Below are 16,461 nucleotides of genomic sequence, written 5' to 3' on the forward strand. Positions count from 1 at the left end.
TTCCTAACTTCAATCAGAACAAAGCAAAACCTCTAAATCAGCAATCTATACTAAACAAAAACTTCAAGCTTCCAAGGGAATTCTTCCATAAGATTTCCCTCGGAAGCTTGAAGTTTTTTTATCCCTACATAGCCACTCAAAACCTCATCATCCCCACTTAAAAACCTGAAAAATCGCCCAAAAAAGCATTTTCATCATGATTTCCTCATTTTTCATGGTATAATTTCTAATGAGGTGTTACATGATGGATAATAAAATAATGCAAAAATGGTTGAATGCGGGGAATGTTACGCTACCACACGTATTGGTTGAAAATTATGCCAAGATCGGTATGGATGAACAGGAATTTATTATTGTTTTACAGCTACATTCCTTTCTTGAAAAGGGTGTGTATTTCCCATCAATGGAGGAAATTGCTGACCGAACGACGCTTAGTACAGAGCAAACATTCCGTATCATTCAATCACTTGTCAACAAAAAAATAATTACGATTAAACAGCTAAATGAAGGAGAACAAGTTTTTACTGAGAGTTACTCACTCGACCCGCTCTGGGAGAAATTAATGCTCTTTTTTGAAAATCTTCATCAGGAAAAACAATTTGCTTTACGTGAAACAGAGCAGGTCAGTCTTTATTCGCAATTTGAACAAGAGTTTGGTCGTCCTTTATCTCCAATGGAGGCTGAAATGTTATCCGCTTGGGTTGATCAGGACCATAATACACCAGAACTGATTCGTGAGGCTTTGAAAGAAGCCGTTATTTCTCAAAAATTAAGTTTCCGCTACATGGACCGAATTTTGCTAAACTGGAATCGTAAAAATATTAAAACGCCAGAGCAAGCAAGAGTGGCATCCGCGGCTTTTCATGAGAATATAACAACAAATACAGCTGATAAAAGCAACACGACGCGGGTGAAGAAAAGTGAAAATTCGATACCGCTCTATGATTGGCTAGATAAGAGAAAAGGGTGAAGCGATGTTAACGAACAAACAAACAGTGACGTGTATTGAGATGATGGCAGAGATGTTTCCTGCTGCCCACTGTGAGCTAGAGCATAAGAATACGTTTGAGCTGCTTATCGCTGTTGTGCTGTCTGCGCAGTGTACAGATGTATTAGTCAACCGTGTGACAGCATCACTTTTTGAGAAGTATCATGGACCTGAGGATTATATTCAAGTACCCCTTGAGGAACTAGAAAATGATATCCGTTCTATCGGGTTATATCGAAATAAAGCAAAAAACATTCAAGCGCTATCTCGCAAAATTCGAGATGAATTTGATGGAAAAGTGCCTCAATCACATGTAGAATTAGAAAGTTTACCAGGCGTTGGTCGCAAAACGGCGAATGTTGTGCTATCTGTTGGATTTGGCGTTCCAGCTATCGCAGTCGATACACATGTAGAACGTGTTTCAAAGCGGCTCGGGATTTGTCGCTGGAAAGATTCTGTGACAGAAGTAGAAAATACATTAATGCGGAAACTTCCAAAAGAGATGTGGTCGGATGCGCATCATGATATGATTTTCTTTGGTCGTTATCATTGTAAAGCAAGAAAACCAGAATGCTCCACATGCCCGTTATTATATCTTTGCCGAGAAGGTAAAAAACAAGCGAAAGCGAGAGGTTTTGATGGCTGATTTTCAGTATGCGAAAGAGTTAGAACATCCTTTATTCAAAACGCCCAATGTGGCAGTAGAAGAGGTTGATGAAGGATCTATTTTTGTTACAGGGTTACCATTTTGGCAGGAGCAGCTTTTTTATACGCGTGGGCGAGGAGAGATGCCTTGGCATACTGATCCAGAGCAAGCTTGCCGGCGTTTAGCGAAGCAATGGAAGAATGTTGCGCAAGAACTGGATGCGGCGTTTAAACTGCGTGAGAAGCCTGAAGAGAGCGTTATTTGTGATGGCTTAGGTATTTACATTTCCATGCTGTTTTGGAGCAATAAGAGGCCTGTACAGCTTAATCAGCTAGACAACCACTTAGAAACTTTAAAATTGGTTCCGATGAATTTACAGGAAAGACTGGCGTTCATTATGGAAAGACCGGATAGCTATCCTGCTTTTAAACAACTAAACGAACTCGTCCTAGAACAGCGAAAACTTGTTTTAAAAGGATTATAAAACATCAAAAAACGTATTTCCCTCACTAATGAAGAGGAAAATACGTTTTTTGTTATGTCACGTTATGTGGCTGGTGGTGTTGATGCGCCATCATCTGTAGAACCTGCGGGTGGCGTAGTTTCTGGTGTTTGCTCTGCAGGAATTGTAATGGTTGTTGATGCTGGTGAGCCACGTTTACCATCCTTCACTGGAACAACAATAATAACAACACTTGATCCTGGAGAACCTCCGCTAACCGTAATAGAGGTGGTTCCATAATTCTGTGTTTGGCCATTAACTGTAACGTCATAGGTAACACCCGGTCCGTTAGATGCCCAGTTTGCTGATACGGTTTTACTTGTTGCATTATAAGAACCATTTAAACCAGCAGGAGATTGCAAGGCTGTTTGTTCTGCTTCTTCAGCTGCTTTTTTAGCTGCTTCCTCTTGCTGTTTCTTTGTTTCTTCAGCGGCATCTTTATCTTTTTTAGCTTTTTCTTCGGCTTCTTTTTTAGCCTTTTCTGCTGCTGTCTTTTCTTCGTCTGTTTTTTCGTCCTCTTTTTTGGTATCAGTTGTTTTCTTCTCGGCTGCAGATCTTGTAGGAATTGTACCGTCTAAGAATAACTCATACGAAACATTAGAACCACTTGCTCCTGAGGCAGCACGTGTGATTGGATTAGAACCAATGATGATTGGAATTTCGTTGACGTTGCTTGGCTTTTTGAAATCTGGATTCTTCTCGCCAGAAACGAGATGTTCCATCATTGATTTAAACATATAGGCTGCAATTCGTGTGTCGCTTGGTGTTAGATAGTTTTTATTAGGTTCGTCATAGCCGTTCCAGATGGAGACGGTATAGCGAGGAGAGTAACCAACAAACCATGAATCGGGTGTCCCATTACTTGGAATACCATTTTTCAAACGGATACTCTCGTCGTAGTTTGTTGTACCAGTTTTAGCGGCGATGTTCCAGCCAGGAATATTTGCTCGTGTACCAGTTCCTTGTGTTAAAACATCTTTTAGCATATCGCTAATCATATAGGCGGTAGAGGCTTTCATCGCTACAACGGATTCTGGTTCCATATTTATCTCTGTTTCGCCATCAGAAAGAAGAATTTTAGTCACTGTATGCGGCTTGTTGTATACACCACCGTTACCAAAAGTGGCATATGCGCCAGCCATTTGGATTGGGGAAGCTTCTCCACTACCGATAACCGTAGATTCATATACTTCTTTATAGTTCAGACCAAGATTGTTTGCGAAATCACGCGCACGTTCGTAGCCAACTTCTTTGGATGCTTTTACAGCAGGAATATTTCGAGATAAATATAAAGCGCGACGCATGGAAATGTCACCTAAGTAACCAGAATCGTAGTTACGCAATTCTTGACCACTCGAATATTGATATGGTGAATCATCCAAAATGTGTGCTGTTGACCAATCGAGATATTCAATAGCAGGGGCATACCCTAAAATTGGTTTCATCGTAGAACCTGGTTGACGCTTGATATCTGTTGCGCGATTAAGGCCACGGGAAACTTTCTTCGTGCCAGTATCTCGACCACCGCCGAGTGCTTGAACACGACCAGTTTCTGTGTCCATGACAACGACACCAGCTTGGAATTTTGCATCTGGATAGCTAATGATTTCATCTGTGTTTAACATTTTTTCGGTATATTTTTGAGCGTCTGGATCAAGAGCTGTGTAAATCGTTAAGCCATCAGTAAATGGATCGTATTTATCACCAATTTCATCAATTACTTGATCGACATACGTGTCATATGCATATGTTTTTTCTTTGCGTTTTGTTTCATCTACTAGTCCGTCAGCAATGGCAACAGATTGTGCAGCCTCCATATCGCTTTTAGAGATTTTATCGTTGTTGTACATAAGCGTTAGTACGATATCTCGACGTTTTTTTGCTAAATCAGGATTCTCAAATGGATTGAAACGGTTAGGACTTTGCGGCATACCAGCGATTAGGGCTGTTTGTGCCAAGTTCAGATCTTTTAGCTTCTTGCCGTAGTAGTGTTCCGCAGCAGTTTCCATGCCGTGAATACCATCGGATAAATAAACTTTGTTGATGTAGATTTCAAGCAGTTCTTGTTTACTGTATTTTTGCTCCAGTTGAACGGCCATCCATGCTTCTTGTGCTTTACGTTTTAACGTTTTGTTTGTGTAGTCAAGATATGACATCTTGATAATTTGTTGACTTAATGTACTGGCACCTTGAGAACCAAAGCCACCAGTTACATTTCCTGCTGCGGCACTTACGAGACGGATTGGATCTATTCCGTTGTGCTCATAAAAGCGGGAATCCTCGGTTGAAAGTACGGCGTTTTCTAGCTGCTTAGGGATATCTTTATACTCAATATATTCCCGGCGTTCTTTACCGATTTCTGCATAGACCTTCCCATCTTTATCTAAAATTTTAGAAGATAGGGGATCACGCAATTTGGAATCTGTCAGTTTTGGTGCATCTTTTGCGTAGGAATAAAAGACACTTGCACCAACTGCAATGCCAGAGAATGCCATGAAAAGTGCCGTAAAGAAGACTATTTTGAAGATGTTGCCTGTGATGCGACGACCTTTCCCAGTTGTTTTTTGAGTCTCAGGTTGCTTTGCTTGGCTATTGCGGTACTGAGATCTTGTCTGCGGTTTATCTGCCATAGAAAATTTCTCTCCTTTAATGTTGAGGTTTCGAATCACCTAGAAATAATGCTTATGAACGATGTTTAAATAATCTAGCCTCGGATTTAGACCATAAGGAATTAGGTCTGCTACTTGTCTTAATTCTTGAAGGGTTACTGATTTTCTCCCACCATCTAACATTCTTTGCCAAAAGGGCTTGAAATGCTCATAGGAGATAAAATAAACCTCTCCAAGTGTGTTAAATGAAATAATAACAAAGACGATACCGCCTTGTTTTAGGACACCTTCCATGTGTGTCATTTGATGCTGATGGAAGTTACTAAGAGGAAATGAACTTGTATTTTTAGTCTCCTTTGCTTCAAAATCAATATACTTTCCTTGATAGACACCGTTATAGTCCGTGGTTGATGGTGTTTTGAAATAGGCTTCTTTTATTTTTGCACTACTCCGTTTTGGATAGTCGACACCAACGATTTGCACTGGTGTAGGTTTTTTGTGAATGATGGCTCGTTCGTGCGTTAGATAATAGGTATTTGTGTCATTGAGGTCCTGCTCCAATGACATACCACGATTTCCATACGAGACCGTTTTTTGTGGAGGTTTAGCCGGAGCAAGTTCATTTGGCTGATACTTTTTTCCATTTGGATAGCGTATGGCCATTTTTTCACTCCTTCTAATTGGTTAGAATGACAGAACCCGCCACTCTGAATTTTGGACTACCACCTATTATAACAAATAAAAATGAAAATGATAGGGGAAATCTCCCTATATTAATCTAGTTCCTCTTTCGAAATAGCCCAAAAGCAAGATAGAACGTACCTTCGCATCCTTTCACATTTGGTGTAAAAAAATCAAAAATATTTTCGTTTTATCCTTTTCTCCGCATTTTGTAATGTTTTTTTAATTCGATAAATAGGCGCTTGCCATAAAATATGGTATGCTATTATCATACTTTTATATAGAAGGAATTGGTTTTAATGAGTAACGTACAAGGGAAAACAATCGAGATGTTGCAACATAACGAGGCTATTTGGGAACTTTATTTAGCGAATCGGGAGGAGCAACAGGAATTTGATTTTTATAAAGATATGAAACCGTTTGTGGATGGTGTGAAGGAAACGTGTGATGCGTGGCTTGCACTCGTTATTCCATGGGTGAATACAGCGAGACCGACGTATCTGGGAGAAGCGCAATTGCAGCAGGTGGCGGATAATATTCAGATGATTGCAGTCAGTGCATTTAACGGAAAATCGTTTTATAAGCATTTTAATGATCATTATCAATCTGTAGAATACACGCTAAAACGGGTATTGGAGAAAGCGCCATGAAATCGATTTTTGTGTCGGGGTATAAGAATTTTGAATTGGGGATATTTAAGCGTGATGCACCAGAAGCGACATTTATTAAAGAGGCGATCAAAAGGCGTTTGCTCGGGCTCATAGATGAAGGGCTGGAATGGGTCATTATTTCGGGTCAAATGGGCGTGGAACTATGGGCTGGTGAGGTTGTGGCAGAACTGAAAAAAGAGGAGTACGCGCTGAAATTGGCTGTTATAACGCCGTTTTTAAATCAAGAGAGTAATTGGAATGAAGGGAATACGCTTTGGTATAGCGAAATTGTGAGTTCGGCGGATTATGTGGCGGCTGTGACGAAGCGGGAGTATGAGAACCCGCGCCAATTTCAATTGAAGGATCAGTTTATATTGGATCACACAGACGGGACATTGCTTGTTTATGATACAGAACGAGAAGGCGCGCCGAAGTTCTTTTATGAAAAAGCGAAGGATTATGCTGAGAATGGAGATTACACGATATTTTTGGTGGATTTCTATGAATTGCAAGAGGTTGTGGAGTCGCTAAACTCAGACTTTTAGCGTATTTTTGCTGGAATGAAGGATTATAAATTGACAAACGGGGCAAACTTTGAAAAAATGGAACTATGTAACGTAAAGTTAACATGAAACTAGATGTAGAGGTGAAGTTAAATGGCTTCTGAACAATTTGAATATAATTTGACTGGCAAAGAAATTTTAGAAAAAGAATTTAAAACAGGTCTGCGCGGGTATAATCCTGAAGATGTAGATGAATTTCTAGATAAAGTGATCAATGACTACAGTACTTTTTCTCAAGAAATTGAAGCTTTACAACAGGAAAACTTGCGCTTGCGTTCTGAACTAGAGGATGCGCCAAAAGCGGTTGTAGCACCGACCTTCCAACAAACGACGCAGCCGGCGGGATCGACTAATTTCGATATTTTAAAACGCTTGAGCAATCTTGAAAAACACGTTTTTGGAAATAAGCTGGACGACAACCAGTAAACATGGTAGAATGATTGAGGTAGCGTTTGGGTAATTGCTGTTTTCCCTATGAAAACAGAGGAAAGTCCATGCTCGCACGGCGCTGAAATGCCCGTAGTGATCGTGCCTGGTCAAACAATAAGCCAGGGCATTCCGGTTTACCGGTTTGACGGCAGGTGACCCACCTAAGTCTTTTAGATATGGTGTTCGAACCTTGAAAGTGCCACAGTGACGAAGTTTCATCAGAAATGGTGGAAGTGGAACGAGGTAAACCCCACGAGCGAGAAACCCAAATATTGGTAGGGGCACTTTTCCCGAGGAATAACAACGAGGGACGAGGTACATAGCTTCACCGTTATGTGCAGATAGATAATTACCACTTTTGTGTGATCCTGTAATCACAAAAGTACAGAACATGGCTTACAAAACGCTATTATCAGGATGAATTAAAAAAGTGAGGGCTGTTTCAAAGTCGGACGTATGGCTAGTTTCTTATGCTAAGAGATGCCATAACTTAGTGCACATTTGTGTAACTAAGAAGCGTGTGTCTTTTGGGACAGTTCTTTTTTTAGATATTACTATAAGATGAGGATGGCGATTATGAGGGAATTTGAGTTAGTAGCAACAGCTGCGGCTGGACTTGAGGCGATTGTAGCAAAAGAGGTACGTCGACTGGGTTATGATTGTGAAGTAGATAATGGGAAAGTTTATTTTAAAGGGGACGAGATGGCGATTGCAAAGGCGAATTTATGGCTTCGTGTTGCGGATCGTGTGAAAATTGTAGTGGGTCGATTTACGGCAACCACATTTGATGATTTATTTGAACAAACGAAGGCGCTACCTTGGGAAGACATTTTGCCGTTGGATGCAAATTTTCCTGTTGCGGGTAAATCGGTGAAATCAACGCTGTTTAGTGTACCAAACTGTCAAGCGATCACCAAAAAAGCCATTGTTAGCCGTTTGAGCGAGAAGTACCGTCGTCAAGGACGTTTGATGGAATCGGGAGCTCTTTTTAAGTTAGAGGTATCGATTTTAAAGGATGAGGTAACGATTACGCTTGATACGAGTGGTGCGGGTTTACATAAACGTGGATATCGTGTTGGACAAGGTGGGGCACCGCTCAAAGAAACGATGGCTGCAGCGCTCGTTTTGCTTACAAGTTGGCACCCAGATCGTCCGTTTTATGATCCTGTTTGTGGGTCTGGTACGATTCCGATTGAGGCAGCGCTTATTGGGCGAAATATTGCGCCCGGATTGCGTCGTGATTTCGTCTGCGAAACGTGGGACTGGATGTCACCGGATATTTGGAAACAAGCGCGCGCAGAAGCTGAAGCAGAGGCGAATCATGATCAGTGGTTAGACATCATGGGCACAGATATTGACCATCGTATGATTGAGATTTCGGAGCAAAATGCGATTGAAGCTGGGCTGGAAGATGTGATTGAATTTAAGCAGATGCAAGTTGCTGATTTCACTACGGAAAAAGAGTATGGTGTAATTGTCGCGAATCCGCCGTACGGAGAACGATTGGAAGATGAAGAGTCGGTTCGTGAGTTGTATCGCGAAATGCGTGCGGTGTATCGTAATATGCCAACATGGTCGGTTTACGTGTTGACAAGCTATGAAATGTTTGAAGAAGTTTATGCGAAACGGGCGACGAAGAAACGTAAATTGTATAATGGTTATTTACGGACGGATCTGTATCAATATTGGGGACCGAGACCGCCACGTAGAGATTAATAGTAACGAAAGTGGGGAATCAGGATGTCGGAGAATTTGCAAAAACTAGAACAAGAATTTTTGGATTATATGAAGAAAATTAGTGCGTTTGAAGAAGCGCTTAGCTTAGTTTATTGGGATCTACGGACTGGTGCACCAGAAAAAGGAATGGCTGGGCGCTCGGAAGTTATTGGGACGTTAAGTGCTGAAATTTTCAAAATGAAGGTTTCGGAGGAAATGGCAGCTTTTATTGCAGGTCTTTGGGTTGAAAAAGCGAACCTTTCTGACGTGACGCGCCGTTCTTTGAAAGAATGTAAAAAGGAATATGACTTGAATAAAAAAATTCCAGCGAAAGAGTATGAGGCATACTCTAAACTCGTTGCGGAGGCGGAAACCATGTGGGCAACAGCGCGCGCCAATAATGATTTTGCAGCGTTTAAACCTTACCTCGAAAAAATCATTGCGAGTAAGCGTAAATTTGTGTCGTATTGGGGCTATGATGAGAATCCATACGATACACTGCTTGATCAATATGAACCAGGAATGACGGTGGCGGTTTTGGATGATGTATTCGCTAAACTTCGAGAAGCGATTTTAACGTTGCGTAAGAAGGTGGAGGCAGCGAATTATCAGCCTGATCCAACGTTACTTCATAAACATGTGTCAAAAGCGAAACAAAAAGAATTCAGCATGCGTATTTTAGCGAAAATGGGTTTTGATTTTGAAGCGGGGCGTTTGGATGATACGGTGCATCCGTTTGCTACTGGGCTGAATATTGGAGATGTACGGATTACGACGCGCTATGATGGGGATAACTTCAAAATGGCGATTTTCGGCATTATTCATGAAGGCGGGCATGCGATTTATGAGCAGAATATTGATCCAAAACTTGCGGGGACACCACTTGCGAATGGAGCGTCAATGGGAATCCATGAATCACAATCGCTATTTTATGAGATTATTTTAGGCTCGAGTTTTGAGTTTTGGCAAAGCAATTATAAGGATTTTCAAGAGATTACGGCGCCTGAGTTTGATGCTGTTTCTGTCGAAGATTTTTATCGTGCGGTGAATATTTCAGAGAGTTCGCTGATTCGGATTGAGGCAGATACGCTGACTTATCCGCTTCATATCATGATTCGCTATGAGCTTGAAAAAGCGATTATGAATGGCGAGATTGGCGTGGACGAGTTGCGTGATGCGTGGAATGCTAAATATGAGGAATATCTTGGTGTGAGACCGGAGAATGACGCGGATGGTATTTTACAAGATATTCATTGGTCAGGTGGCGATTTCGGTTATTTCCCTTCCTATGCGCTCGGTTATATGTATGCGGCGCAGTTATTTGAGGCGATGTCAACAGCGATTCCGAATGTGCCTGAGATCTTAGCAAGTGATGATTATTCGCCAATTCGAGTTTGGTTAACGGAGCATGTACATCAGTATGGCATGTTGAAAAAACCGCTTGATATTTTGCAAGATACAACGTGTGAGGGACTAAATCCAGATTACCTCATTCAACTTCTAAATGACCGTTACGACTTTATTTATAAATTAAATGAGGCGTGATGGCGGTTACATTGAAAAATAAGGTTGACCACTTCTGTAAGGAAAGCTATACTTATTTTATAACATTTTAAGTCACTTATATAAAGGCTGTAATATGGACAGCGAGTTTCTACCCAATTACCGTAAATAATTGGACTATGAGTGAGAGTAACGTTGAATAATCAGGAGTGCAGGTGTCTATTTTTGCGATGGATGATTTCGAGTATTTTCGGCACCTATTTTTTAGGATCTGCACTCTGTTTTTTCGTCTACTTCTCATTATTAGTATGAGTGGTGGGCGTTTTTTTGTATTCCCACACTCCTTAAATCGAGAGAGGGGTCATAAGCAGTGAAATTATTAGAAGAGCACATCGAAAAACGAGGAACGGTATTGCAGGGGAATGTATTGAAGGTCGATTCTTTTTTGAATCATCAAATTGATCCTGTTCTGATGCAAGCGGTGGGGCAGGAGTTTGCAAATCGTTTTAAAAATTTAGGTATTACAAAAATTGTTACCATTGAATCCTCAGGTATAGCACCGGCCGTTTTTGCGGGGCTTGAACTTGGTGTGCCAGTCGTTTTTGCAAGAAAGAAGAAATCGTTAACGTTAACGGATAATTTATATACGAGTAGTGTATACTCTTTTACGAAACAGGAGACGAATGATATCTCGGTATCCAAGCATTTTCTTGGTAGCGAGGATAAAATTTTATTGATCGATGACTTCTTGGCGAATGGCCAGGCGGTTCTGGGATTACTTGAAGTGGCCGAACAGGCGGAAGCAGAAGTGATTGGGATTGGAATTGTGATTGAAAAGTCCTTCCAACAAGGTCGTGCATTGCTTGAGAAAACAGGTTATCCGATTTATTCCCTAGCTCGGATTGCATCTCTTGAAAATGAGCAAATTCGTTTTGTGGAAGGGGAGTAATGCGATGCTAGGAAAAGGACGAATTGCGGCACTTGGCTTTCAACATGTACTCGCGATGTATGCGGGGGCGGTTATTGTACCGCTTTTGATTGGTGGTGCACTTGGGTTTACGAGTGCACAGATGACGTATTTGGTTTCGATTGATATTTTCATGTGCGGGATTGCGACGTTACTACAGTTGACGATGAATCGCTTCTTTGGAATTGGATTGCCGGTTGTTTTGGGTTGTGCGGTTCAGGCGATTGCACCGATTATTTTGATTGGAGAGCAGTACGGTATTGGGGCGGTTTATGGCTCTATCATTGTTTCTGGTATTTTTGTCGTGTTGATTGCGCCGTTCTTTTCGATGGTTGTGCGATTCTTTCCACCTGTTGTGACGGGATCGGTTGTTACGATTATTGGATTGACGTTGATTCCAGTGGCGATTAATAATTTAGCTGGTGGGCAAGGTGCGGCTGATTTTGGTTCGCTGTATAATTTAGGACTTGGATTTGGGACGCTGTTTGCGATTATTTTAGTGTATCGTTTTGGTCGTGGTTTTAGTAAGGCAATCGCGGTTTTAATTGGGCTTGTTGCCGGATCATTATTTGCGGCGATTTACCGTGGTATTTCTTTGCAGCCAGTTGCTGAGGCGCCAATGTTTCATATGCCTACGCCGTTTTATTTCGGGATGCCAACCTTTAACTGGGCGGCAATCGTGACGATGATCTTGATCGCACTTGTGAGCATGGTGGAGTCAACCGGTGTTTATTTCGCGCTTTCGGACATTACGAAACGTAAGTTAGAAAAATCGGATTTAACAAAAGGATATCGCGCGGAAGGTTTAGCAATTATTTTAGGCGGTATTTTCAATACTTTTCCGTACACAGCTTACTCGCAAAACGTTGGGTTAGTTCAGTTATCGGGCATTAAGACACGAAAAGTGATCTACGTGACGGCGGGTATTCTGATCGTACTTGGATTATTGCCGAAAGTGGGCGCAATGGCAACGATTATTCCAACGCCGGTGCTTGGTGGTGCGATGGTTGCGATGTTTGGTATGGTGGTAGCGCAAGGCATTAAGATGCTTGGAAAAGTTAATTTCACTTCACAAGAAAATTTGTTGATTATCGCGTGTTCGGTTGGTGTCGGGCTTGGTGTGACGGTTGTTCCTGACCTTTTCAAAGTGTTCCCTGATTTTATCCAACTTTTCACAAGTAATGGTATTGTGGCTGGAAGTGTGACGGCAATTACGCTAAATATTATTTTTAACATTATTCCGCATCGTAAGGAAAAAGAAGCCACAGAACCAGCGCGTACCCAGTTGTAGAGACTCGTTTGACTTGGCGTTCTATGGTATAATTATTTTTTACATAGAAACGCTAGGAGGAACGAAAATGACGAATCAAAAAGATAATCTATTAGTCGTGGATGGCATGGCTTTATTATTTCGCGCTTTTTTTGCAACGGCTGTCTCGAAGCAGTTTATGGTGAACCAACACGGTATTCCGACCAATGGTGTACAAGGATTTATGAAACACTTATTTGCAGCGATCGATCAGAGTCACCCGACGCATGCATTGATATGTTGGGATATGGGGTCGCAGACGTTTCGTAATGAGCTGTATAGTGGCTATAAAGCGGAGCGTAAGGCACCACCAGAGGAGCTCAGACCGCAATTTGATCTCGTGAAGGAAGTTGCAGCTTCTTTTGGCTTTATCAATGTGGGTGTTCCAGGATATGAGGCGGATGATTGTATTGGTACGGTGACGGTGCAAATGGCTGGAACTGGAATCGGGACGACCGTTTTAAGTGGGGATAAGGATTTATTGCAACTGATTGCACCGACGAACGATGTCTGGATTTTGCAAAAAGGTTACGGGAATTATAAACAATATAATGAGGCAGCCTTCATGGAAGAATGGGGCATCACACCAGAGCAATTTATTGATGTGAAGGCGCTGATGGGTGATACGAGTGATGGCTATCCTGGTGTTCGTGGCATCGGTGAAAAGACGGCACTAAAATTGATTCAACAGTACGAGACAATCGACGGTATTTTAGCGAATGTGGATCAGTTGAAACCAGGGCAGCAGACGAAGTTAAAAGAAGACTTGGAGATGTTGCACTTGTCACGGCAACTAGCGGAAATTCACACGAGTGTCCCGCTCGCGTTTGATATTGAACAGTGTGTTTATCGAGGGATCCTTCCTGAGGCAATCGATGTTGTAGAGGCACATGGTTTAAAGACATTACGTCGTGATATTATGTTATAAAGATTGAAGGTCATGCGATTTTTCGTATGGCTTTTTACTTTGTTTCAGCGAAATTATAGAAATAAGGCATATGTCAAGAATGACTTCACATGTTTTTTTAGGTGTTAAATTCTACATGGAATACTAGTTAATGTGCTAAATTTAACGTTTAAAACCCGATGGAGTTTATACTTATAATTTATTAGAAAATGGGAGATTTTTTTGTTATAAAACGTAAAAAAACGGACTAGGAATTATGATTTTCATATGATAGACTAAATAGCGAAACGGACTATGGTAAAAGAAGGAGGGTTGTAGCAATTAAGGAACACTTCGTTTAATGTCAGGTGTTTTTTGAAAGGTAACAATTTTTCGGCAGCAGGACAAAATATTATTATAATTTTCTTTCTAAATTATATAAGAGACATAAAAGGAGATGCGAGATGAAAAAATTTGTATATGTATTAGCAATTATTTTGATGGTGAGCGGTGTATTCATGGGTATGATAACGAAGGCAGATACAGCGAAGCCACAGACGAAAGCAACGAGTGTGGGAGCGTCAACAGGTAAATTTACCCTGAGTATGAAGGTACACGATAATCCAATTGTTAGTTCAGGAAAAGTAACGATGGATTTTACGTTGGACGCTTCGGCTGATGCGATTGTAGATTCGAATGGACTCATTGAAGTTAGTATTCCAAAAGAGATATATTCTACAGGAAATTTGACAGATTTGAATAGTGATAGTTTCACGTATGATCATACAGATAAGACGACAGATCCAGATCGAATTCTTGTCTATGTAAAACCCGATGCGAGTTTCAATGTAGGGCAAGCATGGTCGGCTTCTTTTTCGATTTCTTTCCAAGCGGTATTAATGCGTGCGAACACGACGGTTGCTGCGGATCAAATTTTTAAGGCTTCTTACGCAGGACAAGATGTTTCGCAAACGTTGCAAATACAGCCACAACAAAACGGAACGCCGACGCTTTTCGAGAAATGGTGGCACTCTAGTGTAGATTCGGATGGGATCTGTTTGCTTAACCCTGTTGAATCGCAATACAATACGTTCCAATTAGCGCTAAACATATATAAAGACGTAGAAATAAATAATGTCACGATTGTAGATGAAATGCCTGATGGTCTGGAAGTAGATCCTAATCCAGCTTTGACGACAGGTGTAGATGCGACGGATAAAATATCGGTGGATGGTATTCGGATTATTAAATATGATGCTAATGGAGACCGGACCTATGTGACATCGCAATATGCCAGTGATATTAAGTTTGATGCGAAAACACAAAAGCTGACGGTGCATTTTGATCATATTGCGAAAGATGAAATGCTGCTTATTGAATATAAAGTTAGCGTGGCACATGTGTATGATACGTATGTTAATACAGCGACAATGACGAGTGATGAATATACGAAAACGAGTAGCGATACACTACGAATTGACGGTAATGCCAATTTTAATAAAGTTTTAAAAAAGACAGTAGACAAAAATATAATCACGACCAATGATAAAAATTTACAATATTCTTTGACGCTAAATGCAATTACAGGAACGATTAAGGCAGGACAAACGTTTAGCGATACATTAGATAGTAGATTAAGTTATAAAAATGCGGTGGATGATGCGGATGGTACGTTCGATATTCAAGAAAAAAATAACGTACTGACCATCACGGTGAATAAAGATATTCCAATTGGAGAAGGTAGAACGGTTGTATTTAATGTGGACCCGACAGGACTTGCGATTGGAGATACTGTTCCAAATACGTCCTCCATCAGTCTACATGGGGAAAATTATGATTCCAATATTGTGAATACGAAAAAAATTAGCGGAGAAGTGGTTCTGAATAAAGTAGATAAAGCTGATCCGACGAAAGTACTGGAAGGAGCCAAGTTCAAACTTCTAGATAGTACTGGAAAAACGTTATACACGGGAGCGACAAATACAGCTGGGAAATTAGCTTTACACGGCATGGCTCCAGGCAGTTATCAATTAGTGGAGACACAAGCGCCAGATGGTTACCAATTGGATGCGACACCGATTCCATTTTCAGTGGCAGCAAATACGTATCAAACGATTGCTTTAACGGCCGCAAATGAGAAGTTAATACGCGGAACGCTTGTGATTCATAAAGTGGATGCGGAAACAGGATCAAAACTTGCAGGTGCTTCTTTTGAATTGGTGTCGAAGGATGATCCAAGCAATATTAAAAAGGGCACAACGGATGAGGATGGTAATCTTACTTTTGGCAGCCTGATTCCTGGGAAATATACGTTAACCGAAACAATCGCGCCAACAGGATATTTACTTTCGAATGTGACCAAAGATGTGGAAATTTCAGCGACGGAAAGTAAAGAGATTCAGTTAACAATCACAAACAAAGCCTCAACAGGTGGCGTGGTTTTAACAAAGCGTGATAAGGATACGAATGAAGTATTGCAAGGTGCTACGTTCACATTGCAAAGCTCGGACGGCCTTGTTATAAAAACAGGATTAACAACAGATGAGTTAGGTCAAATTACAGTGACAAACTTATTACCAGGTGAATACCAATTCATTGAAACGTCCGCGCCAGATGGGTATGTACTTGATAGTGATCCTATATCATTCCAAATTATGTTTGGAGACGAGGCAAATGTACAGGTAGAGAAATTAAATCAGAAGAAAGCAAAAATAATTATTGTACCGCCAACACCACCTGTAGATCCAGTAGATCCACCGGTGATACCACCAGTAAATCCGCCAGCAGATGCAGGAAATACGCCGAAATCACCAACAAATGGAAATGAACCGAAGACATCAATAAATGTACCGATAGCACCAACGAAAAATGATGTGCCAAAAGAGGTAGCGCCTACAAAAGTAGTATCTCAACAAACATTACCTCATACTGGCGATTCAACTTCTGAGAATATTGTTTTAGTAGCATCTGGACTACTACTTTGTCTTTATGCATTCCGTAAAAAACGTTAAA

At 41.0% G+C, this 16,461-nt stretch carries 14 protein-coding genes, 1 other RNA gene and 1 riboswitch; of the genes, 13 read left to right on the forward strand and 2 right to left on the reverse strand.

The window, feature by feature from the left end; translation table 11 throughout:
• Positions 1 to 244: 244 nt before the first annotated feature.
• The 3 genes from UE46_RS07055 to UE46_RS07065 are packed head-to-tail and all read left to right on the forward strand — an operon-like array spanning position 245 to position 2,118.
• Positions 245 to 970, forward strand: a complete 726-nt coding sequence (locus tag UE46_RS07055; RefSeq protein WP_036063203.1) for a DnaD domain-containing protein — start codon at positions 245 to 247, stop codon at positions 968 to 970.
• Positions 971 to 974: 4 nt separating this feature from the next.
• On the forward strand, positions 975 to 1,634 hold the full coding sequence (gene nth / locus UE46_RS07060; protein ID WP_036063204.1) for an endonuclease III: 660 nt from the start codon (positions 975 to 977) through the stop codon (positions 1,632 to 1,634).
• Positions 1,627 to 2,118 (forward strand): YpoC family protein, encoded by a 492-nt coding sequence (locus tag UE46_RS07065; protein WP_036063205.1) that lies wholly within the window; start codon positions 1,627 to 1,629, stop codon positions 2,116 to 2,118. The genes nth and UE46_RS07065 overlap by 8 nt, the downstream gene beginning before the upstream one ends.
• A gap of 62 nt (positions 2,119 to 2,180) precedes the next feature.
• Here the strand turns inward: UE46_RS07065 and UE46_RS07070 are convergent, their stop codons facing one another.
• Both UE46_RS07070 and recU read right to left on the reverse strand, forming a co-directional pair.
• Positions 2,181 to 4,766: a transglycosylase domain-containing protein gene (locus UE46_RS07070; protein ID WP_051493071.1), complete on the reverse strand. Its 2,586-nt coding sequence runs from the start codon at positions 4,764 to 4,766 to the stop codon at positions 2,181 to 2,183.
• Positions 4,767 to 4,805: 39 nt separating this feature from the next.
• A complete protein-coding gene (gene recU, locus UE46_RS07075) occupies positions 4,806 to 5,408 on the reverse strand; it encodes a Holliday junction resolvase RecU (protein WP_036063206.1) in 603 nt (200 codons plus the stop codon).
• A gap of 317 nt (positions 5,409 to 5,725) precedes the next feature.
• Between recU and UE46_RS07080 the strand changes: the two genes are divergently transcribed.
• The 10 genes from UE46_RS07080 (at position 5,726) to UE46_RS07125 (ending at position 16,460) form a co-directional block, all read left to right on the forward strand.
• The gene (locus tag UE46_RS07080; RefSeq protein WP_036063208.1) at positions 5,726 to 6,076 is read left to right on the forward strand and encodes a YppE family protein; all 351 of its coding nucleotides are present in this window, start codon (positions 5,726 to 5,728) and stop codon (positions 6,074 to 6,076) included.
• Complete coding sequence (locus UE46_RS07085) at positions 6,073 to 6,621, forward strand: SLOG family protein (protein ID WP_036063211.1); 549 nt, start codon at positions 6,073 to 6,075, stop codon at positions 6,619 to 6,621. The genes UE46_RS07080 and UE46_RS07085 overlap by 4 nt, the downstream gene beginning before the upstream one ends.
• Before the next feature lie 111 nt (positions 6,622 to 6,732).
• Positions 6,733 to 7,065 carry a cell division regulator GpsB gene (gene gpsB / locus UE46_RS07090; protein ID WP_036063213.1) on the forward strand — a complete coding sequence of 111 codons (333 nt, stop codon included), beginning with the start codon at positions 6,733 to 6,735 and terminating at the stop codon, positions 7,063 to 7,065.
• Between the two features lie 22 nt (positions 7,066 to 7,087).
• Positions 7,088 to 7,472: RNase P RNA component class B (gene rnpB / locus UE46_RS07095), an RNA gene on the forward strand.
• A gap of 172 nt (positions 7,473 to 7,644) precedes the next feature.
• The gene (locus UE46_RS07100; RefSeq protein ID WP_036063215.1) at positions 7,645 to 8,784 is read left to right on the forward strand and encodes a THUMP domain-containing class I SAM-dependent RNA methyltransferase; all 1,140 of its coding nucleotides are present in this window, start codon (positions 7,645 to 7,647) and stop codon (positions 8,782 to 8,784) included.
• 24 nt (positions 8,785 to 8,808) lie between these two features.
• Positions 8,809 to 10,329 carry a carboxypeptidase M32 gene (locus tag UE46_RS07105; protein WP_118907501.1) on the forward strand — a complete coding sequence of 507 codons (1,521 nt, stop codon included), beginning with the start codon at positions 8,809 to 8,811 and terminating at the stop codon, positions 10,327 to 10,329.
• A gap of 56 nt (positions 10,330 to 10,385) precedes the next feature.
• A riboswitch (purine riboswitch) is annotated at positions 10,386 to 10,487 on the forward strand.
• Between the two features lie 170 nt (positions 10,488 to 10,657).
• Positions 10,658 to 11,236: a xanthine phosphoribosyltransferase gene (locus UE46_RS07110; RefSeq protein WP_036063217.1), complete on the forward strand. Its 579-nt coding sequence runs from the start codon at positions 10,658 to 10,660 to the stop codon at positions 11,234 to 11,236.
• A 4-nt stretch (positions 11,237 to 11,240) separates the two neighbouring features.
• Complete coding sequence (locus UE46_RS07115) at positions 11,241 to 12,545, forward strand: nucleobase:cation symporter-2 family protein (protein ID WP_036063219.1); 1,305 nt, start codon at positions 11,241 to 11,243, stop codon at positions 12,543 to 12,545.
• Between the two features lie 67 nt (positions 12,546 to 12,612).
• A complete protein-coding gene (locus tag UE46_RS07120) occupies positions 12,613 to 13,491 on the forward strand; it encodes a 5'-3' exonuclease (protein ID WP_036063222.1) in 879 nt (292 codons plus the stop codon).
• A 422-nt stretch (positions 13,492 to 13,913) separates the two neighbouring features.
• The gene (locus UE46_RS07125; RefSeq protein ID WP_118907502.1) at positions 13,914 to 16,460 is read left to right on the forward strand and encodes an MSCRAMM family protein; all 2,547 of its coding nucleotides are present in this window, start codon (positions 13,914 to 13,916) and stop codon (positions 16,458 to 16,460) included.
• Position 16,461 lies beyond the last annotated feature (1 nt).

The sequence above is a fragment of the Listeria weihenstephanensis genome (assembly GCF_003534205.1).
In the GTDB taxonomy this organism is placed as follows: domain Bacteria; phylum Bacillota; class Bacilli; order Lactobacillales; family Listeriaceae; genus Listeria_A; species Listeria_A weihenstephanensis.

Excerpts from the sequence above, each read along its gene's own strand:
- UE46_RS07055 (WP_036063203.1), top strand. The coding sequence starts at position 245 with ATGGATAATAAAATAATGCAAAAATGGTTGAATGCGGGGAATGTTACG.
- nth (WP_036063204.1), top strand. The coding sequence starts at position 975 with ATGTTAACGAACAAACAAACAGTGACGTGTATTGAGATGATGGCAGAG.
- UE46_RS07065 (WP_036063205.1), top strand. The coding sequence starts at position 1,627 with ATGGCTGATTTTCAGTATGCGAAAGAGTTAGAACATCCTTTATTCAAA.
- UE46_RS07070 (WP_051493071.1), bottom strand. The coding sequence starts at position 4,766 with ATGGCAGATAAACCGCAGACAAGATCTCAGTACCGCAATAGCCAAGCA.
- recU (WP_036063206.1), bottom strand. The coding sequence starts at position 5,408 with ATGGCCATACGCTATCCAAATGGAAAAAAGTATCAGCCAAATGAACTT.
- UE46_RS07080 (WP_036063208.1), top strand. The coding sequence starts at position 5,726 with ATGAGTAACGTACAAGGGAAAACAATCGAGATGTTGCAACATAACGAG.
- UE46_RS07085 (WP_036063211.1), top strand. The coding sequence starts at position 6,073 with ATGAAATCGATTTTTGTGTCGGGGTATAAGAATTTTGAATTGGGGATA.
- gpsB (WP_036063213.1), top strand. The coding sequence starts at position 6,733 with ATGGCTTCTGAACAATTTGAATATAATTTGACTGGCAAAGAAATTTTA.
- UE46_RS07100 (WP_036063215.1), top strand. The coding sequence starts at position 7,645 with ATGAGGGAATTTGAGTTAGTAGCAACAGCTGCGGCTGGACTTGAGGCG.
- UE46_RS07105 (WP_118907501.1), top strand. The coding sequence starts at position 8,809 with ATGTCGGAGAATTTGCAAAAACTAGAACAAGAATTTTTGGATTATATG.
- UE46_RS07115 (WP_036063219.1), top strand. The coding sequence starts at position 11,241 with ATGCTAGGAAAAGGACGAATTGCGGCACTTGGCTTTCAACATGTACTC.
- UE46_RS07120 (WP_036063222.1), top strand. The coding sequence starts at position 12,613 with ATGACGAATCAAAAAGATAATCTATTAGTCGTGGATGGCATGGCTTTA.
- UE46_RS07125 (WP_118907502.1), top strand. The coding sequence starts at position 13,914 with ATGAAAAAATTTGTATATGTATTAGCAATTATTTTGATGGTGAGCGGT.